Origin of the sequence: Taklimakanibacter albus, from assembly GCF_016595235.1 — a bacterium.
Classification (GTDB): Bacteria; Pseudomonadota; Alphaproteobacteria; order Rhizobiales; family Aestuariivirgaceae; genus Taklimakanibacter; species Taklimakanibacter albus.
The window spans coordinates 430,610-456,981 of record NZ_JAENHL010000008.1; the positions used below are offsets into that span (position 1 = coordinate 430,610).

Below are 26,372 nucleotides of genomic sequence, written 5' to 3' on the forward strand. Positions count from 1 at the left end.
AACACTTTTCGGGCCGATGCTTTACTTGCAAAATTTGCGCGAGTTCGCCGTCCAGGCACCGAAACCGGTGGCCACCATATTGGCGATGACCTGACACACATAACGTTTCTGAGCCGGATTGTTGTTGGGCCCGGCATGATAACGCGCCACGGCGAGCGTCCAGCTGCCTTCGCGCTGCCGCAGCTCTTTCAGAAAACGCGCTGCATATTCGACATTGCGATGCGGCGTCAGCATGTCGTTCACGCTGCGGAATTCGCGGCCGTGATAATAGTGATTGATCTGCATGCAGCCGAGATCGATGAGCTTCGCGCCGCCGGCACGCGCAACCTGAAATTTGCGGATCGCTTCGGCCGCGCTCGCCGAATAGACCGCCTTCCCCTCGACATTGAGCGCGTAGGGCTGCAGCGAGCCCTTGCGGCCCGTCTCGGTCAGGCCAACCGCATAAAGAACGCCGAGCGGAACATGATGCTGCTCGGATGCGCGCAGCATCTCCTGTTCACAGACCGTGGACGGCGTCGATGCCGCGAGCACCGACCCGCTGTCAGAGAAAGACGCCGCGACTATTGCGGCTGCCAGCAGTGCTCTTGGCGTGATCATTGCCTTCTTGCTCCGCGAGATGATCGTCACGATGCGAATACCGAGATTGTCCGGATGAGTTTTCCGAGCCGAAACCCGATCCGCTCGATGGTCGTTGCTGCCCCTGCCCGCGTGCGTCCTGGCTGCCGGCATCTTGCTGCTGGGGCTGGCCATTGCCGGTCTGCGCTCCGGCGTCGCTCTGCTGCATCTTCTGCACGGACACGGTGTCGACCGAATAGCCCATCGCCTGCAGCGCATCGGAAAGCCGGCCGGCATTTTCCCTGAGACTCGCGACGGCGTCGTCGCGCGCCGCCCCGATCCTGAGATCGAGCGCCTTGTCCTTGAGGGCCACGGTCGCGTTGATCATACCGAGCTCATGCGAGCCGAGCTCGACCTTCAATGTCTTGAGCGGTCCGCCCGGCGCTTTGACCAGCACCGCAGGTGCCAGCGGCTGAGGCCGGCTCGACGCGTCGGGTTCAGGCGGCGCGCCCAGCGGTATGCTGCCGATCTTCTGGTCGTCGAAGAGGGGTACCGACGATGGCGCGAAGTGGGTTTCCTGGCCAGCCACGCGGATCAAGGTGACGGGTGGCGCGCCGTCCTGGCTTTTGGACGCCTTATCGGCCGCAGGCGACTCTTCCGTAATCTTGGCGGGCCTCTTCTCGGCGACAACCTCACTGTCGGCGGTCGGCGATGATGAACCGTCGTCCTGACCAGCCCGTGCGAGATTGACAGGCAAGTCGTCAGCCGACTCTTCGATCAACAGGGGAGCCGCATCTGCCGCCACGGCCTCGATCTTCGGTGGGGTTTCATCCTTGATGACAGGCTTGACCTCTCTCGTCTCTGCCTGCACGTGCGGCGGGGTAGCCGCCATGACCACGATCGCCGGGATCTCGGCGCGCGGGGTCGTCGCTTGTGACGGCCGTTCCTCGACCTCAGCGGCGGCGCTGTCGTCGCCGCCATCATCCTCGATCTGAGGTTGCCCGGTGTCCTCCTCGGGTCCAATGAATTCGGCACCGCCGGCAAGCGCCAGAAAGAGCGCTTCGGGCGTCGCTCGCGGCGATTGCTCCAGGTGATTGTCGGGCGTCTTGGCCTCGGCCTGCTCGGTCGACGGGTCCTGGACCATGCTTTGCCTGGCGAGAAGGCCTTCGAAATCCGCCAACAGCTTATCCGGGCCCATGCGGGCACTGGATGCCTGGCGTGTGCCGCGCTGGCCCGGCAGGGCTTGCGTCAGCACCGTCTTCTCGGCGGCTCCATTCATCATTGCGTCTGCCTCTTCAGAAATTCGTCGGTGCGCGCAATGGCCTCTTTCACGCGTTCGGTGAGGGCCGCTATGGATTTCGCCTCGTTTTCCATCTCTTTAGCACGCACGGCGCGATCCTCGCGCTCGATGTCCGGAAATGGCGACGGTTGCGGCCATTCGCGCAATCGCGTCGCCAATGCCAGGGCATTGCCGAGCAATTGTGAATCTTCCGGCGTCAGCTTCGTGGTGTCGATGGCCTTGAGCTTCTGCAGCGCCGCATCGAAATCATCGGTGACGATGAGAGAGGCCGCCGCATAGAGGTCGGCGCGGATATTCTCGGACGCCCCGGCGGTCATCGCCAGCTCCGCGGCGCGGTCGGCGGCGAAGCGCGCCATTTCCGTCTTGCCGGCCAGCAGGGCGCGCTGGGCGATCAGGAGATAGAGCTCGCGGCGATCGGTCGGCGGCAAGGCTTCGAGGATCTCGGCGATCATGCGCAACCGGCCCGATTTCAGGCTGTAGTCGAGCTTGATCAGCGCCTCGGTGAACTGATTGCGGAAGGCCGTGGCATAAAGCGATTGCCGGAACCGGGTGAGTTGGTGGCGCGCCAGGCGCTCAAATTTCTCGATATCGCCATCCTGGACGACCGCGGTGACCTCGCGCCGCAGCGAGGCCTCCTCGACCAGGGTACCGGGCATCAGGAGGCGCGCCAGATCGAGCAGCTGTCCCGCCCGCTTGGGATCGACATCGGCGACCAGCGCCGACTGGGTAAGGGCGACATAGCCGCCAAGGGCCGTGTCCAGGACGCGCGTGTCGACCGACAGCAGCAGGCCGGCGGCATCCTTGGACCGGCCTTCCGCATAAGCGAGCGTGCCTTCCGCGAGAGGCAGATCTTCACTCGCAATCGCGCCCTGTTTGATCAATCCCCGCAGCACCGCCGGATCGCCGCCGCTCAGCGCATGGATGATCGCGGCGGAGAAATTCTTCCGGTCCCGCCAGGTCTGCATATCGGCGGCCAGGAAACTCTCCGTCATCTGGATCAGGAACTTCTGCTGCGCCGCCTGCGAGGCCTGGCTGCCGAGGGTGATATTCTCCTGCAGGAATTGGAGCGAGCGCACCATCTCGAAAGGCTGCTGTTTCCGCTGGTCGCCCTGAGCAGGGCCGGCCAGATAGAGGCTCGCCAGCAAAGCAAGCGCGAGCGGACGGCGGACGATCACGAATCCCCCTCTTCCAGAAGGATTTCGATGCGCCGGTTCTCGGCTGCTTCAGGGTCATTGGGGACCTTCAGCTCGCGATCGGCATACCCCTCGATGCGCTCGACCCGCTTTTCATCGATGCCGCCGCGAACCAGCATGTAATAGGCCATATGAGCGCGCGCCGAGGAGAGGCGCCAATTGTCATAGACATCGGAACGGAAGGGCCGGCCATCGGTGTGACCGCGGATGATGATCTTGCCAGGCCGCTCATTCAGGATCTTGCCGATCTTCTCCATGTAATTCACGAGAACCGGCTGCGGTTCGGCAGAGGCAATGGCGAACATGCCGAAGGTCGCGTCATCGGTAAGGCTGATCAGGACGCCATCGGCCGTGCTGCGCACTTCGAGCTTTGGCGAAGCGCCTGGTGATTTGACACCGAGCGCGTTCTTGATCTCTTTCTCGATCAGCTTGGCGTCCTGCTCGGGATTAGGCGCATGCACCTCATGTTCAGCCTTGCGCTCCTTGACGGCATCCTTGTCCTCGGTCGCCGCCGCGGCCCGCTGGCCCTTGGGCTTCTCCTGTGGCTTCACGTCGTCAGGAGGCTTGGCGGCCACGGTCTCCGGCGGCGCCGGCTTGTCGGCCGGGTTCTCCGCCGGCTTTTCCGCTCGTTTCTCCACCGGCTTGCCGGCTGTGTCTTCCGGCGGTTTTTCCAGCTTGATCTGCTCATGCAGAACAGGCTCGACCGGCGTTTCGTCACCCGGCTCCGTCGTGGCGGCCACGCGCTGCCAGGTCTGCGGGTCGAAGGGATCGAGATAGGCCTTGCCGCCCAACCTGCCGGGCCGGCCGGACTCTTCGGGAAGCGAGCCTGCTTTCGATGCCTCGGCCGTCGCCTTCTCCTCGGCGGGACCGGCGATCTGATCCAGCGCGGCGAAGGGCTGGCGCAGCAGCATCTCCTCGGTGATCTTCTTCTCGCCGGGCTCCGCCTTCTCGGATGCGTCGGTTTTGGTCCGATTGACCACCGGCTCTTTCGTGATGATGCCGTCGGCGCCGGCATCGAGATCCTGGAGGCCCTTGGTGCTGGTGCGGGAATCGACGAGCTTCACCGGGTTGAAATAGCTCGCTACTTGCGCGCGGGTCTCTTCATTCGCCGCATTGATAAGCCACATCACCAGGAAGAAAGCCATCATCGCGGTCATGAAGTCGGCATAGGCGATCTTCCAGACGCCGCCATGATGCGCCTCGCCCTCGGCATGCGCCCGCCGGCGAATGATGACGATCTCCCGGCTGACGGGATCGGATTCCTCCCGGTTCATCCCATCGCCTCCTTGAGGCGCGTCGTCCAGGCGGCAAGCCGCGTCTCGATGACGGTGTTGCCGGTCTCGACATGCACATCCGGGCGCTCGCTCACCTGGAACGTGACGAGATTATCCTTCGATCCAATTCCTTCGCGTAGCGCCGCGATGAGATCAGCCGGGCCTTCGATGCGCAAAGTCGCCGTCTCGGGATCGGCCAGCATGTCGCGCAACGTCTCCTGGAGCTCGACCAGGGTCTTGCGGCGGGCCTCGGCGAGGATGAAGGGCTCGAGAAGCCGCGCCGTCACCTCGGCGATCTCGGCCTCGATTTGGGTCAATCCATCGCCCAATGCTCGCGCCAGTGCATCCCCCTGCTCGCGCGTCCAGAGCTGCCGCTCCTCGGCGAGGCGCGCCTCAAATCTCTGCTGCGCGGCTTGAAGCGCCTCCTCATGCTCGCGCTGCGCCGCCTCACGGCCCAGCCTCTCGCTATCGCGCCGCGCTTCGGCGATCTCCTCCTCGCGCGTCATCAGCGGGGCGGCCGTCACCGTCAACGGCACTGCACCGGGACCGGCATTCCCGCGATCGAGATAGGCGGCCAGCGTAACGACCTTCATGCGTGCTTCGCTTCCATGATCCATTGCTTCAGAATGGCCGCCGCCTGCTCGTCGTCATATTCGACCATCTGCTCCAGCCGCTTCTGCGGCGTGCGCCGCATCCGGCTGGTCACATCCTCGATGAGATTGGGCTCGTCCGCGTTCAGTATGCCGAGCGACCCTTCATGGCTGGCCGAGGTCGCGCCCGGCAGAAGGCCAGGCATGGATTGCGGCAAAGCCTGGGGCTGCATGATCGTGCGCAAGGCCGGCTTGAGTCCGAACCAGATCAGAAGGGCCGCCACCAAGAGCACGGTCACGGCGTTGATCAGCGTGCCGGATTGGCGCAGCAGCTGATCCATCAGCCCGTCACCCATCACCGGCTCCATGGCGGCGCCATTCTGGAAGAACTGCACCGCTGTCACCTTGACCTTATCGCCACGCCCATCATCGAGCCCGGCCGCCGAAGCGACGAGTTGCTGGATCTCCTGGGTCTGGGCCTGGATATCCTCAGGCTTGGCGTCCTTGCCCAGAAGCTCGACGATGCGGTCGCGGTTGACCACCACGGCGACAGAAAGATTCTCGATCCGGTAGCCGTCGCTCACCGTCGAGATCGTCTTGGAGTTCATCTCGAAATTGGTGAGCTCCTCACGTCTCTCCGATTCCTGGGTCGAGTTGTCGGAGCCCGGCGTGTCGCGCTGGCCGTCGGGAAGATTCTGCGACACGCTGACCGAGGATTTGCCGCTGCTGTTCTGCGTTGTCCCGGTTTCCTTCACCGTGCGGATGGAGCGCTCGGCGCGGGATTCGGGATCGAAGATGGTCTCGCTGGTCTGCTTCTTGTCGGTGTTCAGGCGCGCCGCGACACTGACCTGGAAATTGGCGAGCCCCAGGTAGGGCACCAGGGTCTTCGAGATATTGTCCTGGATTTCCTGGCTGACAGATTTCTCCAGGCCGGCGAGCTTGCCCGGCGCGGCACTGGCCATGTCGCCACCCGACGCCAGCAGGACGCCACTGGTGTTGAGGACCGTCACCTGATCGACAGACAGGCCCGGAACAGCGGCGGCGACCAGGTGGCGGATCGCCTGGGCGGAGCCGAATTCATCGCTGGTGTCGGTGCGGATGACCACCGAGGCGGAAGGCGGCTGCTGGGCGCGGCGGAAGGAGCCGCCATCGGGCATGACGATATGGACGCGGGCGGCCTTGATGTCCTTCATGGACTGGATGGTGCGGGCGATCTCGCCTTCGAGAACACGCACCCGGGTGACCTCCTGCATGAAGGAAGTGAGACCGAGCGAGCCCATATTGTCGAAGAGCTCATAACCGGCGGTCTCGCTGCGCGGCAGGCCTTTCTCGGCCAGCAGCATACGGGCCTTGGCGGTCTGACCGTAGCGCACCATGACGGCGGTGCCTTCGGCGTTCACGTCGAAGGGGATTCCCGCCTCGGTCAAAGCGGCGCCGACGCGGGTGACATCCTGGGCATCGAGGCCGGTATAGAGGACTTCATTGCTGGGGCGGCTCAGGAAATAGGCGGCAAGGCCGACAAAAGCGAGGACGCTGATCCCGATCACGGCGAGCGCCATGAGCCGGCGTGCGCCGAGTCCTAAGACACTGCCCCACAACCGCTCCGCATGCTCCATATAGGCCATCCCCAGTCCTTCGAATCTCCGCACCGATAGCGGGATTCTCGGCGCGGAAGCTTGCGCGGGGCATGACCGCAAAAGAAAAGCCGCGCCCCCGAAGGCGGCGCGGCCTCATCTCAATTCAAAATATCGATCGTTTAGCGGAACAGCGACAGGATGTTCTGGCTGTTCTGGTTGGCGATCGAGAGCGCCTGGATGCCGAGCTGCTGCTGAACCTGCAGAGCGGCGAGGCGGGTCGATTCCTCGTTCATGTCGGCATCGACGAGCTGGCCGACGCCACGGTCGATCGCATCCATGAGGTTGGAGACGAAGTCCTGCTGCAGGCCGATGCGCTTCTTGGCGGCGCCGAGATCGCTGGCCGAGGTCGCCATGGACTTGAGGGCGCCGTCGACGGTGCCGATGATCTGCTCCAGGTCTTCGAGGTCATCGGCGGAGTCGGTGAGCGTCGAGATATTCAGGGTCGAGACTGAATAATCGACGTTGCCATTCGTGGTGGTGCTTTCGGTGTCGAGGATGCCAGCCGCCGTGGCGCTGGCGTCGAACAGCTTGCTCGAATCGACGTTGATCGAGATCGTGCCGATCGATACGGTGGCGCCGGAACGCGTGAAGGAGGCAACCATCGTCTTGGTGGAGCTGTAGCTCGCCGCGCTCGAATCGACCGACAGCCAGTTCTCACCGCTGAACGAGGCGGAGGCCGCCATGCCGATGAGCTGCGACTGCAGCTGGGTGATTTCGGACTGAACCTTGGTGCGGTCGACACCAGGCTGTCTGGAGGCGACGAGCTTGCTCTTGATTTCGTCGACGACCTTGATGGCCTTGTCGGTGGCGGTATAGGCGACGTCGATCTGGGCGGCGCCGAGGCCGAGGGCGTCCTGAACGGTCGACAGAGCGGAGTTGTCGGAGCGCATGGTGGTCGCGATCGACCAGTAAGCGGCGTTGTCGGAGGCGGTCGCGACGCGGAGGCCCGTCGAAATGCGGGCCTGGGTCTGATCGAGCGACTTGTTGGTGGAGTTCAGCGACTGCAGCGCAGTCATGGCTGAGGTATTCGTCATAATGCTAGACATGGATGATGCCCTGTTCGAACGGTTTCGTACTGGAATACCGGGCTTGCACCGGCATAGCAGAGCGGCATCATGCTCTCAGGGCGCGTATCGATCGCAGGCCCTAATCTGCCATGCTTAATTTCATAACGGCGATTCGTTACCCATCCCTTAAGATCTAGGAAAAAGATCTGATCAGGCTGCCGACCAGGAGATTCCAGCCGTCGATCAGCACGAAGAACAGGATCTTGAAGGGCAGCGATATCGCGGTCGGCGGCAGCATCATCATGCCCATCGACATGGTGAGCGTCGCCACGATGAGGTCGATGACGAGAAACGGCAAAGCGATGAGGAAGCCGATCTCGAAGCCGCGCCGCAACTCGGAAATCATGAAAGCGGGAATGAGCACGCGCAGGTCGATCTCGGCGCCCTCGGCTCGCTTGGGAAAGTTCTGAGCGGCCATGTCCTCGAACATGCGCAGGTCCTTTTCGCGGACATGCGCCGTCATGAACTCACGAAAAGGATCGGTGATCTGCTTGTAGGCCACCTCTTCGCTGATCTGATTGTCCATGAAAGGCTTGAGGCCGCTATTCCAGGCCCGGTCGAAGGTCGGCGCCATGACATAGAAGGTCATGAACAGCGCCAGGGTGATGAGGATGATATTGGCCGGCGTGCTTTGCAGGCCCAATCCTGAGCGCAGGAACGACAAGGCCACGACAAAGCGGGTGAAGCTCGTGACCATGATCAGAAGACCGGGCGCCACCGACAGGACGGTGATCAGCACGATATACTGGACGATACGTCCCGCCGCCGTCGGATCGCTGCTCGGCAGGATCGAGCCTATATCAGGCGCCTGCGCCAGCGCAGTCGCTGCCGGAAACACCAGAAGAAGCAGTGCGGCAAGGACGGCCCGCTTCATTCGACCGCCAGCCCCTGGATGATGAATTCGCGCACCCGTCCCTCGGAACGGATCTTGGCGCGCTCGGTCAGATCCTCACGCAAATGCAAGAGACCGGAAGCGCCTTCGATCTGGCGCAGCGATACGGTGCGCAAATAGGCCATGGCGTCGCCCGAAATCTGGGTGGCGAGGGCATCGGCATCCTTGGGCGCGGCGCCATCGAAAATGAGCGACGCCTCGATGCGGAGGAGGACCGTGGACGGGTTGGCGAGGTTGGTCAGTATCGGCGGCACCGTCGTGACCGTCAGGTCCCCGGCATATTCGGCCACAGCCTTCTCTTCCTTGGCGGCGGCCTTTTCCTTGGCGACATGCTCGATCTTGGAATAGAGCAATATGCCGACGAGCCCACCGGCGCCGGCGGCAAGCGCCGTCACCAGCACCAGCGCCACGATCAGCGAAATGATCGATGTCCCGGGTTTCGGCGTATCCGCCACCGCGTCAGTCCCTTCGGTCTTTTCTGTTTCTTCCGCCATTTCGCCCAGAAGCGCCTAGAAGGGTGTGAAGATATCGAAGAGCTGCTGCCCCCAACCCGGCTGCTGCACTTCTGACAGACGACCGCGACCGCCATAGGAGACCCGCGCCTCGGCGATCTTGTCATACGGCACGGTATTTTCGCGTGAGATGTCCTGCGGCCGGACCACGCCGGCGATGGTCAGCACGCGAACCTCGAAATTGACGCGGACCTCCTGCGATCCGCTGATCACCAGATTGCCGTTGGGCAGGAGGTCGGTGACGAGAGCCGCCACCGACAGATCGATCTTCTCGGACCGGTCGATCTCGCCCTTGCCCTTGGACTTGGAATTCGAATCGACGGAGCCGCGGCCCGCTGTCGGATAGGTGGTGGGCATGAAGTCGAGACCGATGGCAAAGCCGGCATCGGCCCCCGATTCACGCGAACGCTCGGAATTGTTATCGAGTTTCGCCTTGTCGTTGATGAAGATGTTGACCGTCACGATGTCGCCGATGCGCCGCGCCCGGGGATCACGAAAGAGATCGGCGCTGGTGCCTTCCCACGACAGCGGGTTCATGTCCTCATCGAGATTCTGCAGCGACTGCGGTTGACCGCCGGTGCTGATCCGCTGGATGCCGGACCCGACCGGCGTCAGATGCGGCTGCGTATTGAAGTCCTGCGGGTCGACCGCACATCCGGCGAGCAGCAGCAAAAAGGGCAAGGCTGGAATTTTACGCTTCATGATTTCTTTCCGGCAGGCGTACCGCGCGCGGCATCGACCATCGCCTTGGTGAGTTGCGCCGCCCGCCCCGGCTCCATCTCGTTGAGAATGGCGCTGGCGGTGCGGGCATTGAGCTTGACCAGCACGGCCGAGGCGATCTCGTCGTCGAGCACCGCGAGCTGCAGGGCGGCGGCATCGGCGCGCATCTTGGCATAGATGGAGACGACATGCTCGGAGGCCTTGGCGAGGATCTCCTCGCGCTTCTTCGACCATTCCTGATATTCGGCGCGTTTGGCCTCGAGCTCGGCCAGCCGCTTGTCGATTTCCTTTTCGAGCTCGTTGATCGTCTTGGCCTGCCAGGCAAAACGCGCATCCGCCGCCTGGTCGGCGATATTCACGCAATATTGCTGCGAGGCGCTCTGCGGCTCGATCGGCGTGGTTGATCCGGTGATGAGGCCCATATCGGCCTTGAATATGCCGGGCGACACGTCCTGCCCCAAGGCACCTTGCACCTGAAGGAGGAGAAGAGCGCCAGCGGCTATCGCGTATCCGGGCCTCATTGGACGACGAGCTCCGCCTGCAGCGCGCCCGCCGACTTGATGGCCTGCAGGATGGAGATGATGCCCATCGGCTTGAGGCCCATCTGGTTCAAGCCCTCGACGAGGGTGTTGAGATCGGCACCGTCGACGATGCGCAGCTGCCCATCCTGCTGGTGGGCGGAAATCGTCGTGCGCGGCTCGACCGCCGTCTCGCCGCGCGAGAAGGGCTCGGGCTGGACGACCGTCGGCTCTTCGGTGACGCGCACCGTCAGGCTGCCATGGGTGACCGCGACGGTGGAGATCGTGACATCCTGGCCGATGACGATGGTGCCCGAGCGTTCATCGATCACGACACGGGCGGTCGTCGACGGCATCACCGGAAGCTCGCCAATCTCGGCGATGAAGCGCGCCGCGCCGACCCGGTCCGGCTTGTCGAGCACGATGGTGCGCAGGTCGCGCTCCTCGGCGACCGCGCGGCCATAACGCTGGATGGCATAGGCGTTGATCGCGTCCGTCACATTCACCGCGGTACCGAAATCGGGGTTGCGCAATTCGAGGACGAGATCCTGGATATCGGAGAACTGGCCACGCGTCTGACGCTCCACCAGGGCGCCATTGGCGATGCGCCCGGTGGTGGGAACGCCTTGCGTCAGATTTTCAGCATCCCCGGAAGACGAGAAACCCGACACCGCGATGGCGCCCTGCCCGACAGCATAGACCCGGCCGTCGGCGCCGGTCATCGGCGTGAAGACCAGCGTGCCGCCGCCCAATGAGGTGGCATCGCCCAGCGACGACACGGTGATGTCGATGCGCGAGCCTTTGCCCGCAAAGGGGGGAAGATTGGCGGTCACGATGACGGCGGCGACGTTACGCGCGCGCAGCTGCGCGCCGCGGATATTGACGCCGAGCCGGTCGAGCATCGAGCGCATCGACTGCTCGGTGAAAGGCGAATTGCGCAGGCTGTCGCCGGTGCCCTGAAGGCCGATCACGAGGCCATAACCGATGAGCTGGTTATCGCGCACATTCTGCAGCACCGCGATATCCTTCACGCGCGCATAGCCGCCGGACAAGGGCGGTGAAGGAATGAGATCGCGGCCACGGCCGGCGCCGCCTTGCGTGCCCGGCGCCTGCAGCAGGTCCACGGCGCCCGCCGGCGCCGGCACACACAGCAAAGCCAGGAAGCAGACAAACGCCACGAGTTTCATCTCGCGAGACCCACGCGCAAGGTTCCATCGGCCTGGATCACACCGCGGATGATCTGCCCGCTGTCGGTGTTGCGCGCCTCGATGACATCGCCGACCTGGCCGGAGCGCAGCGGCGTGACCGTCGAGGTAATGGTCAGTCCGCCGGCCTTGAACATGGCAATGATCGCGCCGCCGCGCGTAACGGCATCGGGATCCTTCAGACCATGCAAGGGAATGGGTTTGCCCGGCAGCAGCGTACGCCGCGCCACCTTGCCGACCACCGCCGACCGCTGCTCGGCGACCGGCAGCTTGCCGGTGGTGCCCGGAGCAAAGGCGCGCTCGACGATCTGCGCGTCGCTGATCACGTCGCCCGGATAGAGGGTGACGTTGGGCACCGCCAGCAGAACGTCCTCGGCGCGCGAAAGCTCCGCCGTGCCGGAAAGGACGGTGATCACGAGAAGCCAGCGGAGAAAATTCATCGGCGGTTGTCCGTTTACCTGATGCCCTTGGTCACGACACTCGACATGTCGTCGGCGGCCTGGATGACCTTGGAGTTCATTTCATAAGCGCGCTGCGCCTGGATCAGTTCGGTGATCTCGCGCACCGGATCGACATTGGAGCTTTCGAGATAGAACTGCCGGAGCGTGCCATAGCCCGCATCGCCGGGATTGCCCGTCACCGGAGCGCCCGAGGCGGCCGTCTCGCGATAGAGATTGCCGCCCAAGGGGTCCAGTCCCGCCTCATTGGCGAAGTTCGCCAGGGTCAACTGGCCGACCTGTTGAATGGCCGCTTGGCCGCCGACACGGGCGAAGACCTGGCCGGTCTCGGTGATGCTGACATCGACGGTGTCGGGCGGCAGCGTGATGGCGGGCTCGACCAGATAGCCATCGACGGTGACGAGCTGGCCGGTGGCATTGGTGTTCAAGGCGCCGGCGCGGGTATAGAGGATCTCACCATCGGCGCCTGTCACCTGCAGCCAGCCATTGCCGGTGATGGCGACATCGAGCTTGTTGTTGGTGTGGGCGAGCGTTCCTTGGATATGGAGATTGCGGATCGCGGCGGTGCGCACGCCGAGCCCCAATTGCGCGCCCTCCGGCACGATATTCTCATTGCCCCGGTTGGGAACGCCTTGCAGGCGCTCGGTCTGGTAAAGAAGGTCGGTGAATTCGGCGCGCGCCCGCTTGAAGCCGGTCGTGTTGATATTCGCGATATTGTTCGCGATCACCTCGACATTCAGCTGCTGGGCGGACATTCCGGTGGCGGCGATGGCAAGCGCTCTCATAAAGTAACCTCAAATGGCCATGCGGGTGAGTTCGAGATAGGCATTGACGACCTTGTCGCGGATGGCGATCGCCGCCTGAAGATTCTGCTCGGCGGTCATCACGGCCTCGACGACCCTCTGAGCGGACGCCCTGCCCTCCATGCCGGCGACCGAGACCGCCTCCGCCGTCTTGAGACTCTGGGCCGCATCGGCAGCGACCTGCTGCAGCGCGGTGCCAAAATCGACGCCGGATGCGCCAAAATTTCCGGCAGCGGGACGCGCCGGGCCGCCGACCGCGCCCGAGGATAGTTTCGACGCGAAGGAAGAGATCGGATCGATCATCCCTGACTCCTCAAGAGATCTATGGTCATCGACAACAGCTCGCGCGTCCGTTTGATGATCTGCAGATTGGCCTCATAGGACCGGTTGGCCTCGCGCATGTCGGCGAGCTCCGCCGCCATATTGACATTCGGCAGCTTGACGAAGCCGCGCTCGTCGGCGGCCGGATGGCCCGGCCGGTATTCGAGCTCAAAGGGCGTTTGATCGACGCTGATATCGCTCACCTTGACGAGCGACGCCTCACTCGCCCGGTCGAGCACGTTTTCGAAACTCACCGTCTTGCGCTGATAAGGGTCGGCGCCAGGGGTCGAGCCGGTCGATTGCGCATTGGCGAGATTTTCCGCGACCACGCGCAGACGCGTGGATTGCACCTCGAGGCCGGAGGCGGCCACGCGCAGCGATATCTGCAGGGGATCGGACATGGCCTATTTCACGCTCATCAGCAGCATCTTGTGGAAGGCCTTCACGACATTGGTGTTGAGGGCATAAGCGCGGTTGACCTCGTCGGCCTTGATCAGCTCACGCTCGACGCTGACCGAATTGCCGGACGCCGAGACTTTGATGTCCTTGCCGTTTTCAATCGCCGGCGGGCGAATTCCGTTCATGCCGGTGGCCATATGCCCGGACGCCGTGCGGCTGAGATCGAGGCCCGCCTTCTGGAGCACGCTCTCGAAAGGCTCGACATCGAGCGCCCGGTAGCCAGGGGTATTGGCATTGGCGATATTCTCCGCGATGGCCGTCTGGCGGACCGACAACCACTGCGCCTGCTGAAAGGCGACCCCGAAAAGACCTATCCCACTCATGACAAGACACCCTGAATGCCTTTCAGGGTTTATAGAGGCAAGCTTGTCTGGAGCTTATGCGGGACGGTAGGCCATGAGCCGGGCGTCGGCGATGGCCTTGATGAGGCGCGCCGTGTTCCGGCTCGGATCGCCGGCGGCGTCGTTGAGATTCGTATAGTTGATCTCCACGCCGGCCCTCAGGCTTTCAAGCAGGAGCGAGAAATACACGCTCACATCCTGATTGTGGAACTCCATGTCGATCTTGATGGCGGGCTCCGATCCCCAGGAGAGGTCGATATCCGCCGCCTTGCCGTAACGCAGGGTGTCGGGCTTGAAGAAACGCTCGATCGACGAACTGACGATATCCCCGAGATTGGCGAGCTGCTCGCCGCGGATATAAGCGATCAGGTCGGTCACGTCGACGAGCCTGAGCTCGGTCGCCACCTCGCTTAAGCCGTCGCCCAAGGCCCTCTCGCGAATGATGTCATGATCACTTTCGCAACGCCGCATCGTCTACTGCCTGTTTCCTGTCGAATAATGTTGTTTGTGGGTGGAAATGAAATGAATGAGCTGGGCAACCGCCTGGTAGAACTCCGCCGGAATCATCATGTTGACTTCGACACTCTTGCAAAGGGCCCTTGCCAGAGGCTTGTCTTCGATCACCGGGATGCCATGTTCCTCGGCGATCTTCCTGATCTTGAGCGCGATCAGGTCCTGGCCTTTGGCCACGACCACCGGGGCACCACCCTCCGCCCGCTCGTAACGCAGCGCCACCGCATAATGCGTCGGATTGGCGATGACGAGCGTCGCCCGCGGCACCGACGCCATCATCCGTTTGCGCAGGCGGTCGCGCGCCAAGGACCTCTGCCTGGCCTTCACGATCGGATCACCGTCCGACTGCTTGTATTCCTCCTTCACCTCCTGGCGGGTCATGCGCAATTCGCGCAGCCACGACAAGCGCGACCAGACGAGATCGACCGCCATCAGAACGACAGTCGCGACGCAGGCGGCAGCCAGCAATCTCAGCGCGATGCCGAGCACGAGCTCCGGCAGCGAGCCGGGCTCGATCAGCATGGCATTGAGGATCCGGCCTTGCTCGGAGCTGACCACGATGAAGGTGATCGCCCCGATCGCCACGAACTTGAACAAGCTCTTGAGGAACTCCACCTGGCCATGCATTCCGAAGATGCGCTTCCAACCCTTGCCGAGAGACAGGCGCGACGCCTGCGGCCTGATGCGCTCGCCGACGAATGATACGGGATTCTGTATCAGGGAGGATACGAGTCCGGCGACCATCAGCACGGCGACCGGCGGCAGGAGGAATATCGCGAGATCGCGCGCCACCGTGCCGAAAAGAAGTGCAGCATCGCTATCGCTTTCGAGCGACCAGCCGGCGGGATTCTCGATGAACTGCTCGAGCGCCACCACAAGGCGCGAGCCGCTCTCGCGCATCAGGAAAAGCGCGGCCGTCAGCATCGCGAGAAGCGACGCGAAGATGGGCGCCTCGCGCGAGAACGGAACATTGCCCTTGCCGATCGAGTCTTCGATCTTGCGAGGCGTTGCCTCTTCCGTTTTACTGTCTTGATCGACGCTTTCCGACATGGCCGGGGCTTATGCGACCTGCGATACGCTTTCGGGATCGGGCGGATTGAGCTCGATCTCGCCGCGTCCCGCCATGGCAAGCGCCAGATCGGCGATGCTGCGTTGCGCCGAGCGGATGTCGCGCTGCGACGGGTTCTGACCGCCTTTCAGCTCGGCCTCGACCATGCGGCGGGTGCGCGCGGTGAGAGAGGAGAGCGCCATTTCCTGCAGTGTCGGATCGGCTCCGGTCAGGGCCACGACCAGCCGGTCGGTGGGCACTTTGTCGAGCAGCAATGTGCGGGCGGCCTTGGTCAGCTTGACGATGTCGGAGAAGGTGAACAGCATTCCCCTCAGCGCATCGGCGTCCTCGGGACGGGTCTGCGCCAGCGTGCTCAACGTATCGGCAACCTGCGCTTCGTCCAGGCGGTTGATGATATCGGCGACACGGCTGCGGCTTTCGGATTGCTGTCCGCCGCGCGCCGGCCCGGCCAGAAGGTCATCGGCGAGGGCGCGTTCGAGAAGGGCGATCGCTTCGGGATGCATGTCGGTCAGGCTGAGCATGCGGCCCATGACATCGCGACGCAAGGCCGGGTTGAGCAACCCCATGATCTTGGCGGCATACTCGGACGGCATGCGGCTCAGAATGGCGGTGGCGATCTGCGGATGCTCCAGCGCGATATAGGAGGCGAGAACCTGCTCGTTCAAAGCCGCCAGCCGGCTCCAGACCGGCTCGCTCCTCTCCGTCACGACTTCCGGCTTCATCTGCGCGATCTGCTCAGGCGTCAGCACACCGGAGATCAGATCCTCGACCTCCTGGCTAGTGCCGATGAATTTCATGCCGTCGGCGAATTCGCGTCCGAACTCCTCGACGAGGCCTTCGAATTCCACCCCGGTGACGCGGTCGGAGTCCGCGCCGAAACGGGGGATGAGGCGCAGCTCCTCGGCGCTGAAATGGCGCAGGACCTGGGCTGCATGGTTCTTCCCCATGGCAAGCAGCAGGAGTGCCGCCTTCTTGGCCCCACCGTATGAATCGGACTTGCGCGCAGGACTCATCGGACTCTTCGTTATTTTGTCCGCGACGCAGCGGCGGATGGCGTGCCGACGATCTCGGTCAGCGATACGCCGAGGCGGGAATTCTCTTCCTCTATGACGACGACTTCGCCACGCGCGACCACCCGCCCGTTCACCAATATCTCGACCGGCTCACCGACGCCGCGATCGAGGGTCACGATGGACCCGCGGCCCAGTTGCATCAGCTCGGCGACCGTCATGGTCGCGGAGCCGAGCACCACCTGGACGGATACCGGTATGCGCTTGATGAGGTCGAGGCCCGGTCCCTCGGCGCCATTCGCATAGGCTTCGCGCGCCGGAGATTCGGAAGCGCGGCCGGCGTCGTGTCCGAGTGCCGCGCTGATGGAGCTTTCGCCATAACGGTTCATCGCAAATCTTCCCTGATCTCAAGCCCGCTTTTCACTGCCGGCGCCGGCCGGCGCCGGCGGCTTTCCAGCCCGGCTGCTCCTCGGAGCTGCGCCACTGGCTGAAGCGGTCGCCCAGTGTCGGCCACTGCACCGGCTGTTCGACCTGGCGCGCGGCGCGGCTGGGAGCCGGCTCGCGATAGATCTCCTGCTCCTCTTCCTCCTCCATCCGCTCATGGACAGCGGGCCGGCCGCGACGCGGCTCGGCGAAGCGCACGACATTGCTCGCCGCCTGGCGCTGGGCCTCGAAATGATCGGCGATGGCTTCCATACGTTCGTCGATCTCGCCGATGAGCTTGTGCGCCTCATCGATGCGGTGGCCGAGCGACAGCAGGATCTGGGCGCCATGGGCATTGATGTCGCGCACCGCATTGTCGATCGCGCCGACGGCGTAGCCGGTCTCGGCGAAGACGCGCTGATATTGCTTGTGATAGGCCCGCAGGCGGCGCAATTGCCGATACAGAAGGGCGATGCCGACGCCGGCCGCGATGACGGCGACCAGCAGCACGCCATCAATGAGATAGGATATCATCCATGAACTCCTGTTCGTGATTTATGGCGTCTTCGACATTGAGCGAGTAAGCGCCGTTGGCCTGGGCGAGCTTGCACCAGTAGAGTTTCTGACCATTGCAATCGAGGCTGACGCGATGGTCCGAGACCGAGTCGATCTCGATGATCTGACCGAGACGCAGATCGGCGATCTCGCCGAGCGTCATCTGCTTGGAGCCCAGCACCGCGGTCAGCATCACATCGGCCCCATAGAGCCTATTGCCGAGCAGGCTGCGCCATTGCGGATCGAGAGCCGGCGCCGGGCTCGCCGCCTTGCGGACCGGCGGTGGGCGCAGGAATACGAGAGCGGATTGCGGCACGGCGACGAACATCCGGCCGCCTCCCGCCGCGCAAGCGAGCTCGATCGTGGCCGCAGCGACCATACTGCTGGGGCGGCCAATGGAATCATAGACAGGCGGCACGTCGGTCCGCGCCAGGCTGAAGGAGACGGCGCCCATCTGGCTGAAGCTTCCTTCGAGCGCCAGCGCCATCTGTCCGAATACGACCTTGACGACCTCGGTCTCGATCCTGGTCAGGTTGCGCTCGGCCTGGAATCGCGTATCGGCGCCGGTGCCGCCGAACAGCACATCGACCAGCGAATAGAGGAAGCCGCGATCGAAGCCCACGAGCAATGATGTGTCCCATTGCGTGGCGCGCAACGCCGCCGTGGCGACACTTTCGGAATGCGCGGCCAGCAGGTCGCCAGCCTTGCCGAGATCCACGGAGCCCAGGCGCAATTCGAGCTTCGGCTCGCCGGAGGGGCTGAGCGATTGCGCCAGCTCCCGGCACCCATCGGTGAGGAGTTGCCTCAGGATCGCGAGCTTGCCGGCAGCACTCGCCGGGCCGGTGAGAATGCCGGTCCCCGATCGCATTGTCGCCGGTTGTGCTTCGCTGTTTTCCATCTCAGGCCGCCGCCTTGACCGGCGCTTCGGCGCCCGCCGGCTTGCCGCCGGCCATCGTCTCGCGCTCGACGTCGTCGATCGAGGGCCGCTCATAGGCCGAGATCGTCTTGCGGCCATGCTCGAGGGCGACTTGCGGAATGGCGCCGTTCATGAAGGCGAGAAGCGTCTGCTTCACGATGATATAGAGCCTGATCTTCTTCTCGCGGACGATCTTGATGTTGGTGGCGAGCGGCCCGACGACACCATAGGAGAAGAAGACGCCGGCGAAAGTGCCGACCAGGGCGGCGCCGATCAGGTGGCCGAGAAGCTCGGGCGATTGGTCGAGGGCACCCATCGCCTTGATGACGCCGAGAACGGCCGCGACGATGCCGAGAGCCGGAAGCGCCTCCGACACCGCGGTCAGCGCGCCATAAGGCTTGAGTTTGTCGCGGGTGATGGTCTGAATTTCCTCGTCCATCAACGACTCGATCTCATGGGTGCGGGCATTGCCGATGAGGATCAGCCGGGCATAGTCGCAAATGAAGTGGGTCAGGTTCTCATTGTCGAGAACGCTCTTGAAATTGGTGAAGATCGGTGAATTCGTCGGATCATCGATCTGACCTTCGACCTCGTTGCGCGGCTTGCTGCGCAGCTCACGCATGAGAGAATAGAGCACGCCCAGCACGTCGAGATAGTCGCGCGCCTTCGGCGTCGCGTTTTTGAGGGCCTCGACGATCGCGCGTCCCGAATCCTTGATCGTCCGCATCGGATTGGCGACGACGAAGGTACCGAGCGCCGAGCCGCAGATGATGACATATTCCCAAGGCTGCCAGATGACGCCGACATGGCCACCCATGGCGACAAATCCACCGAGAAGGCAGGCTACCGTGATTACAAAGCCGATGACGATCGTCAACGCACTACCCCATTACAGCAATGAGCCTGAGGATAAGGGAGACTGGCTTGTGCGAAACTGTACTGAGGGAATCAGCGTGGGCGTCAGCCCCGCATAAGGCAGGACCGGCATGGTCGGATCAGGAGACTCCCTGTGCTGACCACGTCCGCAAGCTATCGCATGATCACCGCCAATATGACACGCTCGCTCGAGCGTGTGGCGGCCCAGCCGGTCAATTCGCGGGAGGCCGCCTATTACCTGAAGGCGATCGAAGACGTGAAGTCGATCGACGACTTCATCAAGAACGACCGGGTCTTCTCCTTCGCGATGAAGGCTTTCGGCCTGAGCGACATGACCTATGCAAAGGCCTTCGTCCGCAAGGCGTTGACCGAAGGCGTCGACAGCAAGGATGCTTTCGTCAACAAGCTCTCCGATCCGCGCTACAAGGATTTCGTCTCGACCTTCAATTTCCAGCGTTACGGCGAGGCGACGACGGTCTTCGCGAGCGTCCGTCAGGGTGTCGTCGACAAATATGTGCGCCAGTCGCTCGAGGAAGAGGCCGGCAAAGGCAATGAGGGTGTCCGGCTGGCGCTCTATTTCGAGCGCAAGGCGCCCAGCGCCACCAGCGTCTATGGCCTGATGGGCGATAAGGCCCTGCTCCAGGTGGTGCAGACCGCGCTCGGCATTCCGGCGGCGGCGGGGCGCGCCAATATCGACGCCCAGGCGAAGATGATCTCGGAACGGCTCGACATCAAGGATATCAAGGACCCGACGAAGCTCAAGAACTTCCTCACCCGTTTCGCTTCGATGTGGGAAGCCAACAATCCCTCGAGTGCCGCGACCTCGCCGGCCGTCCTCATTGGCCAGCCGGTCGAGAAAGGCATCAATACGAGCATTCTGATGGGCCTGCAGAAACTCAAACTCGGCGGTAGCTGATCCATGCAATCCGGTCTCTATGTGGCGCTCTCCGCCCAGCTCGCCTTGCAAAAACGGCTCGATACGGTGGCCGGTAATATCGCCAATGCCGGCACCGCCGGCTTTCGGGCGGAGGAAGTGAAATTCGAGACCCTGTTGATGCAGGCGGGCTCGGACCAGATCGCCTTCACCTCGCCCGGCGAAACCTATCTGTCGCGCCAGGCGGGCGAGCTGGTTCAGACCGGCAATCCGCTCGACACGGCCATCAAAGGCGACGGCTGGATGGCGATCACCACGCCGTCCGGCACGGCCTATACCCGCGACGGACGCATGCGGATGCTGGAAAGCGGCGAGCTACAGACGCTCGGCGGCAATCCGATCCTCGATGTCGGCGGCGCCCCCCTCCTCCTCGATCCCCTGGCTGGTCCGCCGCGGATCGCCGCCGATGGCATGATCAGCCAGGGCAATCGGCAGATGGGCGCCATCGGCCTTTTCCGCATCCCTGAAAATGCCAAGCTGCTGCGCGCCGCGGATTCGTCGGTGATCCCCGACAAACCAGCCGAGCCGGTGCTCGATTTCGTGAAGGACGGCGTGGTGCAAGGCTTCGTCGAGCGCTCCAACGTCAATCCGGTCCTTGAAATGTCGCGTCTCATCCAGATCACCCGCGCCTTCGAAAGCGTCACCTCCGTCCTCAACGAATCCGAGTCATCGCTGCAAGGCGCGGTCAAGGCGCTCGGAACCGGATCGTGACGGGCGGACATGCGCTCTTGCGCATCGAGCAGGCCCTGCTCGCGGCCAATGAGATCCCCAAGGTCCGCATCGGCGGCCGCATAAAGGAAGTCACCCCCTCTCACTACCGCGTCTGCGGGCTTTCCGGCCATTTGATGCTGGGCGAGCAGGTATCCCTCGAACGCGACGACGGCGGTTCCGTCATCGGCGAAGTTGTCCGCCTCGACGAGACGGGTGCCACGGTGAAACCCTATGACAAGATCACCGATGCGGGGCTTGGCGAGATCGCCTGGCGGCTCAATCGCCTGACGATCAGCCCAGGTCCCGCCTGGAAAGGGCGCCTCGTCAATGCGCTGGGAGACCCGGTCGATGGACGCGGTCCCATCGCTTCCGGGACCAGGACGATCACCACCGACAATCTGCCGCCACAGGCGACGAAACGACGGATCGCCAAGACGGCGCTCGCCACCACGATCCGCGCCATCGATCTGTTCACCCCGATCTGCGCCGGGCAGAGGATCGGCGTCTTCGCCGGTTCCGGTATCGGCAAGACGACGCTCCTGTCGATGTTCGCCCGCGCGCAAGGGTTCGATACCGTGGTCGTCGCCCTGGTCGGCGAACGCGGACGGGAGGTGAGGGAGTTCGCCGAGGTCACGCTGAAGGACAGCCTGTCCCGCGCCGTCATCGTCGTAGCGACAAGCGATGAAAGCGCCATGCTGCGCCGGCAGGCGCCGCAAACCGCCATGGCGATCGCTGAATATTTTCGTGACCAGGGCGAATCCGTCCTGCTCATCGTCGACTCGGTCACCCGCTACGCCCATGCCTGCCGCGAGATCGCGCTTGCCGCCGGAGAACCGCCGGTGGCGCGCGGTTATGCGCCGAGCGTGTTCGGCGACATTCCACGGCTGCTCGAGCGCGCCGGCCCGGGCGAGGACGGAAGCGGCGCCATCACCGGCATATTCTCCGTGCTGGTCGATGGTGATGATCATAATGAGCCGATCGCCGATACGGTGCGCGGTATCCTCGATGGGCATATTGTCCTGGACAGGACCATCGCCGAGCAAGGCCGCTATCCCGCCGTCAATGTACTGACCTCGGTATCGCGCCTTGCGCATCACGCCTGGAGCGCCGAACAGCGCGGCCTCGTCATGAAGTTGCGCGCCCTCATTGCGCGCTTCGAGGACACGCGCGATCTCCGTTTGCTGGGCGGCTATCAGCCCGGCGCCGATGCGGAACTCGATCAAGCGGTTCAGCTGGTTCCCATCATCTATGAAGCGATGAAGCAAGGGCCAGATACCCCCTATGGTCCATCAGCTTTTCGTGATCTGGCCGATGCTCTTGCGGCCCAGGCTGTTGCAACACCGCAATCCGGATAAAAATGTACACCCGGCGCGGCGCGCGGGGTCTTCCCGAATCAGAATCGCCCGTATATGGCCTAAATAAGGCGAACTATAATCGATTGTGTCAGCCCCGAAGCGGCGCGGGGATGGCGGGGCGGCAGATGCAGTCATCATACGTTACCTTTCGGGGTGCGGCTCAATATCTATGTGCCAATTGGGGAGCATTCGGCACAAACTGGCGCAGGTGGATGCGCAGCCAAAGCGATGAAGCCTCATCAGGCCTCATCAGCTATGGGATGATTATTGCGGCCGTCCTGGTCACTGCCCTGGTGCAGACGCTTTCCGCCTCATTCCTCGATGAACGCACGCAATTCCTGATCTATGTGCCGGCGGTTCTGACCGCGGCGTTTCTGGGTGGTTTTCGCCTCGGCGCCATGGTCACCCTGTTGAGCCTCGCCACTACGCTGGACTCCCTCGGCGAAACGGAGGGCAACGATCTTCGTCTGCTGTTCAGCGGTCTTGCGTTCAGCATCGTGGCGCTCGGCCTGTCCGTCTTCGGCGACAAGATGCATCGCGCGCGCCGCGAGACCCGCAAGCACAACCAGGACCTGACCTCGATTCTCGAGATTATGCCCGGCGCCATGGTCGTCCTTGACGATGCGGGCACGCTCCAGAAGTTCAATCGCGCGGCGGAAAAGCTGTTTGGCTATTCCGCCGGCGAGGTGATCGGCAGGAGAGCCGAAAAACTCATAGAAAACTGGCAGGTGCGCCCCTGCCCGGCTCCCGCCGACGCTTTTGGATCGCCCGCCCTCAGATACCGGGGACACGGACTGCGCAAGGATGGATCGACTTTTCCGATCGAACTGGTGCTCGGCGAATGGCGCTCGGGCAGCAGGCTCTATTTCGTCGGACTGGCCGTCGATCTGACCGAACGGCAGCATACGGATGCAAGATTGGCGGCGCTGCAAGGCGAGCTGATCCATGCCTCACGCCTCAGCCTGATGGGCACAATGGCCTCGGCGATGGCGCATGAGCTCAATCAGCCGCTCTCCGCGATCACCAACTATATCAAAGGCCTCAAGCACACAGTGGCACGCGAGGAAGAGGAGGAACTGCCGCGCTTCACGGCGATCCTCGACAAAACCGCCGATCAGGCGCTGCGGGCAGGACAGATCATCGGCCGCCTCAGGACTCTGGTCGCGCGCGGCGAAAGCGAACGCCGGCTCGAAACAATCGGCAGGCTGATCGAGGAGACAAGCACTCTTGCCCTTCCGGGTACCCGTGAGCATGGTGTCGAGATGACCTTCACGCATGAGGCGGAGGGCGAACAGGTTCTGGTCGACCGGATTCAGATCCAGCAGGTTCTGCTCAATCTGATCCGCAACGCGACCGAAGCGATGACGCAGAGCGAAAGGCGCGTGCTCGCCGTATCGGCGACGCTCACCGGAGACTCGCTGACCGTCAGGGTCGAAGATACCGGGGCAGGCATCCCCGCTGACATCGCCTCCCGGCTGTTCACGCCCTTCGTGACGACCAAGCAAGACGGCATGGGCATCGGCCTTTCCATCTCGCGCACCATCATCGAAGCCCATGGCGGCAAGATGTGGTACGAGGCGGCCCCAGGCGGCGGGGCGGCCTTCAGCTTCACTCTTCCGCGCATCGCCCGAGACGAACTAGATTATGCCGCCTGAACTCATTCACGTCGTCGATGACGACGAAGCCGCGCGCGATTCACTGGCTTTCCTCCTGCAAAGCGTCGGCTTTACCGTCAAAGCCCATGCGTCCCCCACGGCCTTCCTCATCGACCTTCCCGCAGTCCCGACGGGCTGCCTGATCACCGATCTGCGCATGCCGGAGCTCGATGGACTACAGCTCTTACGCGAGTTGAGGCGGCGGCATGTCGAGATGCCGGTGCTCATCATCACCGGCCATGGCGATATTCCGCTCGCTGTCGAGGCGATGCGGGCCGGCGCCGTGGATTTCCTCGAAAAGCCGTTCGACGACGAAGCGCTGCTCGCCAGCGTGCACGCGGCGCTCGCGAGCCAGCAGGAACAAAGCCGCCAGATTGGCCAGAAATCGGAGATCGCAGCGCGCATCGAGCAGCTTTCCGCACGTGAGCGCCAGGTCCTCGAGGGCCTCATCGCCGGCCATCCCAATAAGGTGATCGCCTATGATCTTGGCATCAGCATCCGCACGATCGAGATCTATCGCGCCAATGTCATGAACAAGATGCGCGCCACAAGCCTTTCCGACCTCATCCGCATGACGATGACCGTCCCCCTGCCACCGCCGCCCCGGCAGACCGCCGCGGAGTGATCACTCGCGATAGTCGCGCGTCATCGCGCCTTCGGAAACATAACCATCGCGGACATCCTCTTCGAGGGCCTCGCGCGACCGGCGTGCCGGATCGCCCCAGCCACCGCCACCCGGCATCACGACCTTGACCCTGTCGCCCTCCCGGATCCGCACATTGGCGAATTTGCTCGGCGACACTTTGCCATAGACAGCGCGCGCATCGCGCCAATCGCGCTCGCCGTCGAGCATGAAACGCGTGCTCGCCAATCCTGCCGGCTTACCCTTGTGCAAGCCCCAGGGCGGCACCTGGTGCCGGTCGCCGACATGGCTGACCGTCACTTCGGGCGCCAGGCAGCGAATGGTCTTGCTCATGCCGAGCCCGCCGCGAAACTCTCCGGCACCTCCCGAATCGCAGACCAGCGACCAATCTTCGACGAGCCAGGGATAACGGATCTCATAGACCTCGACCGGAATGGTGCGGCAATTGCCGTTCATGCTGCCGACCGCGTCATTGCCATCGGCACCGGGCCGTCCGCCCCAGCCGACCGTGTGCAGGTCATAAGACGTATAATATTCGCCACTGTCGGGATGCGTGCCGCCGAACAGGAAGTTGGACCAGGTACCGCCATCCGCAGCCGGCACGCGCTCCGGTACGGCGCCGGCAAGCGCGCCCAGAACCGTATAGACGATACGCGGATGGCATTCGGTGTTGCCGCCGACCGAGGGGGCCGGAAACTCGACATTGAGCAGCGAACCCGGCTCGACCAGCACCTTGATGGGACGGAAGCAGCCGGCATTCTTCGGAATGGTGAAATCCGAGATCTGCAGGAAGGCGTTGAAGGACGCCGCCTGCGGAATGCTGAGCGGCGTGTTCATCGGCCCTTTCGTCTGCGGCGAGGTGCCGTGATAATCGACAATCGCCTCGGCATCTTTCACGATGACGGTGACCTTGATGGTCAAACGCTCGGCCACGACACCGTCATCTTCCATGACGTCCTCGAAACTGTAGCGGCCATTGGGAATCTCGGCGATTTCCGCCCGCATGCGCGCCTCGGAATAATCGAGGAGATCGGCGACGGTTTCCTCATAGGTGGCCATGCCATAACGCCCGATGAGATCGAGGAGCCGCTGCTCGCCCAGATCGACGGCGGCAATGAGCGCGCGGTAGTCGCCATAATTGGCGCGCGGGGTGCGGACATTGGCCAGCATCATCTTCCAGATGTCCGGGCAATCCTTGCCGGCGCGCTTGATTTTCACTGGTGGAATGCGCAGGCCTTCGGCGAAGGTCTCGGTCGCCTCGGCGAAGAAGCTGCCCGGCACCATGCCACCGATCTCGCCGATATGGCCGATCGCGCCGGCAAAGCCGACCAGCGCGCCATCGAGGAAGATCGGCTTGAGGAACGTATGCTCGGGTGTGTGCATGCCGCCGCGATAGGGATCGTTATGCACGATGACATCGCCTTCCGACATATCCGCGAGCGGGAACTCCTGCACGATCGCCCTCACGATGAGCGGCATGCCGCCGATCATCGATGGACAGAAATCGCCGACCGCGATCATCTCGCCTTTACGATCGAACAGGCCGCAGGTGAAATCGAGCGACTCGCTGAAGATCGGCGAATAGGCCGTGCGCATCACCGTGACGCCCATATCGCGGCAGATCGAGGCGAGATTGCCGTCGAGAATGGTGAGGTCGACCACGCTGGTACGCCCGTCATAGCTCATCTTCGCTTTGGGCAAAGGCAGGCCGTGCGCCCGTTCCTCAGGCCCGGCGGAAAACCAGGAAGCGCACCATTCGCCGCAGAATTTGCGGCCATCATCCTTCGCCGCGCCATAGAGCAGCACGCCGCAATTGGCGCATTTGTCATAGGTCTCGACATAGAAGCCATTGCCGGAAAAACGCATG

At 63.3% G+C, this 26,372-nt stretch carries 30 protein-coding genes; 5 read left to right on the top strand and 25 right to left on the bottom strand.

The window, feature by feature from the left end; all coding sequences use genetic code 11:
• Positions 1 to 21 precede the first annotated feature (21 nt).
• From JHL16_RS24950 to motA, 24 genes are all read right to left on the bottom strand, one after another.
• Positions 22 to 597, bottom strand: coding sequence for a transglycosylase SLT domain-containing protein (locus tag JHL16_RS24950; protein ID WP_200187608.1), 576 nt, complete (start codon positions 595 to 597; stop codon positions 22 to 24).
• Positions 542 to 1,837, bottom strand: a complete 1,296-nt coding sequence (gene fliK, locus JHL16_RS24955; RefSeq protein ID WP_200187609.1) for a flagellar hook-length control protein FliK — start codon at positions 1,835 to 1,837, stop codon at positions 542 to 544. Before fliK ends, JHL16_RS24950 begins: the two co-directional genes overlap by 56 nt.
• Positions 1,834 to 3,030, bottom strand: coding sequence for a chemotaxis protein (locus tag JHL16_RS24960; protein WP_200187610.1), 1,197 nt, complete (start codon positions 3,028 to 3,030; stop codon positions 1,834 to 1,836). Before JHL16_RS24960 ends, fliK begins: the two co-directional genes overlap by 4 nt.
• The gene (locus JHL16_RS24965; protein ID WP_200187611.1) at positions 3,027 to 4,322 is read right to left on the bottom strand and encodes a MotB family protein; all 1,296 of its coding nucleotides are present in this window, start codon (positions 4,320 to 4,322) and stop codon (positions 3,027 to 3,029) included. The genes JHL16_RS24960 and JHL16_RS24965 overlap by 4 nt, the downstream gene beginning before the upstream one ends.
• The gene (locus JHL16_RS24970) at positions 4,319 to 4,915 is read right to left on the bottom strand and encodes a hypothetical protein (protein ID WP_200187612.1); all 597 of its coding nucleotides are present in this window, start codon (positions 4,913 to 4,915) and stop codon (positions 4,319 to 4,321) included. The genes JHL16_RS24965 and JHL16_RS24970 overlap by 4 nt, the downstream gene beginning before the upstream one ends.
• Entirely contained in the window at positions 4,912 to 6,537 is a 1,626-nt protein-coding gene (fliF, locus tag JHL16_RS24975; RefSeq protein WP_200187613.1) for a flagellar basal-body MS-ring/collar protein FliF, read from the bottom strand. The genes JHL16_RS24970 and fliF overlap by 4 nt, the downstream gene beginning before the upstream one ends.
• Before the next feature lie 131 nt (positions 6,538 to 6,668).
• Positions 6,669 to 7,595: a flagellin N-terminal helical domain-containing protein gene (locus JHL16_RS24980; protein WP_200187614.1), complete on the bottom strand. Its 927-nt coding sequence runs from the start codon at positions 7,593 to 7,595 to the stop codon at positions 6,669 to 6,671.
• A gap of 154 nt (positions 7,596 to 7,749) precedes the next feature.
• Complete coding sequence (gene fliP, locus JHL16_RS24985) at positions 7,750 to 8,490, bottom strand: flagellar type III secretion system pore protein FliP (RefSeq protein ID WP_200187615.1); 741 nt, start codon at positions 8,488 to 8,490, stop codon at positions 7,750 to 7,752.
• Complete coding sequence (locus JHL16_RS24990; RefSeq protein WP_200187616.1) at positions 8,487 to 9,002, bottom strand: flagellar basal body-associated FliL family protein; 516 nt, start codon at positions 9,000 to 9,002, stop codon at positions 8,487 to 8,489. Before JHL16_RS24990 ends, fliP begins: the two co-directional genes overlap by 4 nt.
• Positions 9,003 to 9,017: 15 nt before the next feature.
• Positions 9,018 to 9,722: a flagellar basal body L-ring protein FlgH gene (flgH, locus tag JHL16_RS24995; protein ID WP_200187617.1), complete on the bottom strand. Its 705-nt coding sequence runs from the start codon at positions 9,720 to 9,722 to the stop codon at positions 9,018 to 9,020.
• Positions 9,719 to 10,201: a MotE family protein gene (locus tag JHL16_RS25000; protein ID WP_200187618.1), complete on the bottom strand. Its 483-nt coding sequence runs from the start codon at positions 10,199 to 10,201 to the stop codon at positions 9,719 to 9,721. Before JHL16_RS25000 ends, flgH begins: the two co-directional genes overlap by 4 nt.
• A gap of 56 nt (positions 10,202 to 10,257) precedes the next feature.
• On the bottom strand, positions 10,258 to 11,445 hold the full coding sequence (gene flgI / locus JHL16_RS25005; protein WP_200187619.1) for a flagellar basal body P-ring protein FlgI: 1,188 nt from the start codon (positions 11,443 to 11,445) through the stop codon (positions 10,258 to 10,260).
• Entirely contained in the window at positions 11,442 to 11,903 is a 462-nt protein-coding gene (flgA, locus tag JHL16_RS25010) for a flagellar basal body P-ring formation chaperone FlgA (RefSeq protein WP_200187620.1), read from the bottom strand. The genes flgI and flgA overlap by 4 nt, the downstream gene beginning before the upstream one ends.
• Before the next feature lie 14 nt (positions 11,904 to 11,917).
• The gene (gene flgG / locus JHL16_RS25015; protein WP_200187621.1) at positions 11,918 to 12,706 is read right to left on the bottom strand and encodes a flagellar basal-body rod protein FlgG; all 789 of its coding nucleotides are present in this window, start codon (positions 12,704 to 12,706) and stop codon (positions 11,918 to 11,920) included.
• Positions 12,707 to 12,715: 9 nt separating this feature from the next.
• Positions 12,716 to 13,027 (bottom strand): flagellar hook-basal body complex protein FliE, encoded by a 312-nt coding sequence (fliE, locus tag JHL16_RS25020; RefSeq protein ID WP_200187622.1) that lies wholly within the window; start codon positions 13,025 to 13,027, stop codon positions 12,716 to 12,718.
• Positions 13,024 to 13,446 carry a flagellar basal body rod protein FlgC gene (gene flgC, locus JHL16_RS25025; RefSeq protein ID WP_200187623.1) on the bottom strand — a complete coding sequence of 141 codons (423 nt, stop codon included), beginning with the start codon at positions 13,444 to 13,446 and terminating at the stop codon, positions 13,024 to 13,026. The genes fliE and flgC overlap by 4 nt, the downstream gene beginning before the upstream one ends.
• 3 nt (positions 13,447 to 13,449) lie before the next feature.
• Entirely contained in the window at positions 13,450 to 13,827 is a 378-nt protein-coding gene (flgB, locus tag JHL16_RS25030; protein ID WP_200187624.1) for a flagellar basal body rod protein FlgB, read from the bottom strand.
• Between the two features lie 54 nt (positions 13,828 to 13,881).
• On the bottom strand, positions 13,882 to 14,271 hold the full coding sequence (locus tag JHL16_RS25035; RefSeq protein ID WP_246771164.1) for a hypothetical protein: 390 nt from the start codon (positions 14,269 to 14,271) through the stop codon (positions 13,882 to 13,884).
• Between the two features lie 48 nt (positions 14,272 to 14,319).
• Complete coding sequence (gene flhB, locus JHL16_RS25040) at positions 14,320 to 15,408, bottom strand: flagellar biosynthesis protein FlhB (protein ID WP_200187626.1); 1,089 nt, start codon at positions 15,406 to 15,408, stop codon at positions 14,320 to 14,322.
• A gap of 9 nt (positions 15,409 to 15,417) precedes the next feature.
• A complete protein-coding gene (locus tag JHL16_RS25045) occupies positions 15,418 to 16,440 on the bottom strand; it encodes a FliG C-terminal domain-containing protein (RefSeq protein ID WP_200187627.1) in 1,023 nt (340 codons plus the stop codon).
• Between the two features lie 11 nt (positions 16,441 to 16,451).
• Positions 16,452 to 16,826, bottom strand: a complete 375-nt coding sequence (fliN, locus tag JHL16_RS25050; protein ID WP_200187628.1) for a flagellar motor switch protein FliN — start codon at positions 16,824 to 16,826, stop codon at positions 16,452 to 16,454.
• 31 nt (positions 16,827 to 16,857) lie between these two features.
• Complete coding sequence (locus JHL16_RS25055) at positions 16,858 to 17,394, bottom strand: hypothetical protein (RefSeq protein ID WP_200187629.1); 537 nt, start codon at positions 17,392 to 17,394, stop codon at positions 16,858 to 16,860.
• Positions 17,375 to 18,283 (bottom strand): FliM/FliN family flagellar motor switch protein, encoded by a 909-nt coding sequence (locus tag JHL16_RS25060; protein ID WP_200187630.1) that lies wholly within the window; start codon positions 18,281 to 18,283, stop codon positions 17,375 to 17,377. Before JHL16_RS25060 ends, JHL16_RS25055 begins: the two co-directional genes overlap by 20 nt.
• 31 nt (positions 18,284 to 18,314) lie before the next feature.
• Positions 18,315 to 19,208, bottom strand: a complete 894-nt coding sequence (gene motA, locus JHL16_RS25065; protein WP_200187631.1) for a flagellar motor stator protein MotA — start codon at positions 19,206 to 19,208, stop codon at positions 18,315 to 18,317.
• Positions 19,209 to 19,340: 132 nt separating this feature from the next.
• Here motA and JHL16_RS25070 point away from each other — a divergent pair, with 132 nt between their 5' ends.
• Genes JHL16_RS25070 through fixJ form a run of 5 tightly spaced genes read left to right on the top strand, consistent with a single transcriptional unit; the run spans position 19,341 to position 24,487 of the window.
• Positions 19,341 to 20,123 (top strand): DUF1217 domain-containing protein, encoded by a 783-nt coding sequence (locus JHL16_RS25070; protein ID WP_200187632.1) that lies wholly within the window; start codon positions 19,341 to 19,343, stop codon positions 20,121 to 20,123.
• A gap of 3 nt (positions 20,124 to 20,126) precedes the next feature.
• Entirely contained in the window at positions 20,127 to 20,852 is a 726-nt protein-coding gene (gene flgF, locus JHL16_RS25075) for a flagellar basal-body rod protein FlgF (RefSeq protein WP_200187633.1), read from the top strand.
• Positions 20,849 to 22,207 (top strand): flagellar protein export ATPase FliI, encoded by a 1,359-nt coding sequence (gene fliI, locus JHL16_RS25080; protein WP_200187634.1) that lies wholly within the window; start codon positions 20,849 to 20,851, stop codon positions 22,205 to 22,207. Before flgF ends, fliI begins: the two co-directional genes overlap by 4 nt.
• A 2-nt stretch (positions 22,208 to 22,209) precedes the next feature.
• The gene (locus tag JHL16_RS25085; protein WP_200187635.1) at positions 22,210 to 23,862 is read left to right on the top strand and encodes an ATP-binding protein; all 1,653 of its coding nucleotides are present in this window, start codon (positions 22,210 to 22,212) and stop codon (positions 23,860 to 23,862) included.
• Complete coding sequence (gene fixJ / locus JHL16_RS25090; protein WP_200187636.1) at positions 23,852 to 24,487, top strand: response regulator FixJ; 636 nt, start codon at positions 23,852 to 23,854, stop codon at positions 24,485 to 24,487. Before JHL16_RS25085 ends, fixJ begins: the two co-directional genes overlap by 11 nt.
• Here fixJ and JHL16_RS25095 read toward each other — a convergent pair whose 3' ends face one another.
• Positions 24,488 to 26,371 carry a hydantoinase B/oxoprolinase family protein gene (locus JHL16_RS25095; RefSeq protein ID WP_200187637.1) on the bottom strand — a complete coding sequence of 628 codons (1,884 nt, stop codon included), beginning with the start codon at positions 26,369 to 26,371 and terminating at the stop codon, positions 24,488 to 24,490.
• Between the last annotated feature and the right edge of the window lies 1 nt (position 26,372).

Coding starts and splice junctions, on each gene's coding strand:
- JHL16_RS24950 (WP_200187608.1), bottom strand. CDS start 597: ATGATCACGCCAAGAGCACTGCTGGCAGCCGCAATAGTCGCGGCGTCT.
- fliK (WP_200187609.1), bottom strand. CDS start 1,837: ATGATGAATGGAGCCGCCGAGAAGACGGTGCTGACGCAAGCCCTGCCG.
- JHL16_RS24965 (WP_200187611.1), bottom strand. CDS start 4,322: ATGAACCGGGAGGAATCCGATCCCGTCAGCCGGGAGATCGTCATCATT.
- JHL16_RS24970 (WP_200187612.1), bottom strand. CDS start 4,915: ATGAAGGTCGTTACGCTGGCCGCCTATCTCGATCGCGGGAATGCCGGT.
- fliF (WP_200187613.1), bottom strand. CDS start 6,537: ATGGCCTATATGGAGCATGCGGAGCGGTTGTGGGGCAGTGTCTTAGGA.
- JHL16_RS24980 (WP_200187614.1), bottom strand. CDS start 7,595: ATGTCTAGCATTATGACGAATACCTCAGCCATGACTGCGCTGCAGTCG.
- fliP (WP_200187615.1), bottom strand. CDS start 8,490: ATGAAGCGGGCCGTCCTTGCCGCACTGCTTCTTCTGGTGTTTCCGGCA.
- JHL16_RS24990 (WP_200187616.1), bottom strand. CDS start 9,002: ATGGCGGAAGAAACAGAAAAGACCGAAGGGACTGACGCGGTGGCGGAT.
- flgH (WP_200187617.1), bottom strand. CDS start 9,722: ATGAAGCGTAAAATTCCAGCCTTGCCCTTTTTGCTGCTGCTCGCCGGA.
- flgI (WP_200187619.1), bottom strand. CDS start 11,445: ATGAAACTCGTGGCGTTTGTCTGCTTCCTGGCTTTGCTGTGTGTGCCG.
- flgA (WP_200187620.1), bottom strand. CDS start 11,903: ATGAATTTTCTCCGCTGGCTTCTCGTGATCACCGTCCTTTCCGGCACG.
- flgG (WP_200187621.1), bottom strand. CDS start 12,706: ATGAGAGCGCTTGCCATCGCCGCCACCGGAATGTCCGCCCAGCAGCTG.
- fliE (WP_200187622.1), bottom strand. CDS start 13,027: ATGATCGATCCGATCTCTTCCTTCGCGTCGAAACTATCCTCGGGCGCG.
- flgC (WP_200187623.1), bottom strand. CDS start 13,446: ATGTCCGATCCCCTGCAGATATCGCTGCGCGTGGCCGCCTCCGGCCTC.
- flgB (WP_200187624.1), bottom strand. CDS start 13,827: ATGAGTGGGATAGGTCTTTTCGGGGTCGCCTTTCAGCAGGCGCAGTGG.
- flhB (WP_200187626.1), bottom strand. CDS start 15,408: ATGTCGGAAAGCGTCGATCAAGACAGTAAAACGGAAGAGGCAACGCCT.
- JHL16_RS25045 (WP_200187627.1), bottom strand. CDS start 16,440: ATGAGTCCTGCGCGCAAGTCCGATTCATACGGTGGGGCCAAGAAGGCG.
- fliN (WP_200187628.1), bottom strand. CDS start 16,826: ATGAACCGTTATGGCGAAAGCTCCATCAGCGCGGCACTCGGACACGAC.
- JHL16_RS25055 (WP_200187629.1), bottom strand. CDS start 17,394: ATGATATCCTATCTCATTGATGGCGTGCTGCTGGTCGCCGTCATCGCG.
- JHL16_RS25060 (WP_200187630.1), bottom strand. CDS start 18,283: ATGCGATCGGGGACCGGCATTCTCACCGGCCCGGCGAGTGCTGCCGGC.
- flgF (WP_200187633.1), top strand. CDS start 20,127: ATGCAATCCGGTCTCTATGTGGCGCTCTCCGCCCAGCTCGCCTTGCAA.
- JHL16_RS25085 (WP_200187635.1), top strand. CDS start 22,210: ATGTACACCCGGCGCGGCGCGCGGGGTCTTCCCGAATCAGAATCGCCC.
- fixJ (WP_200187636.1), top strand. CDS start 23,852: ATGCCGCCTGAACTCATTCACGTCGTCGATGACGACGAAGCCGCGCGC.
- JHL16_RS25095 (WP_200187637.1), bottom strand. CDS start 26,371: ATGCGTTTTTCCGGCAATGGCTTCTATGTCGAGACCTATGACAAATGC.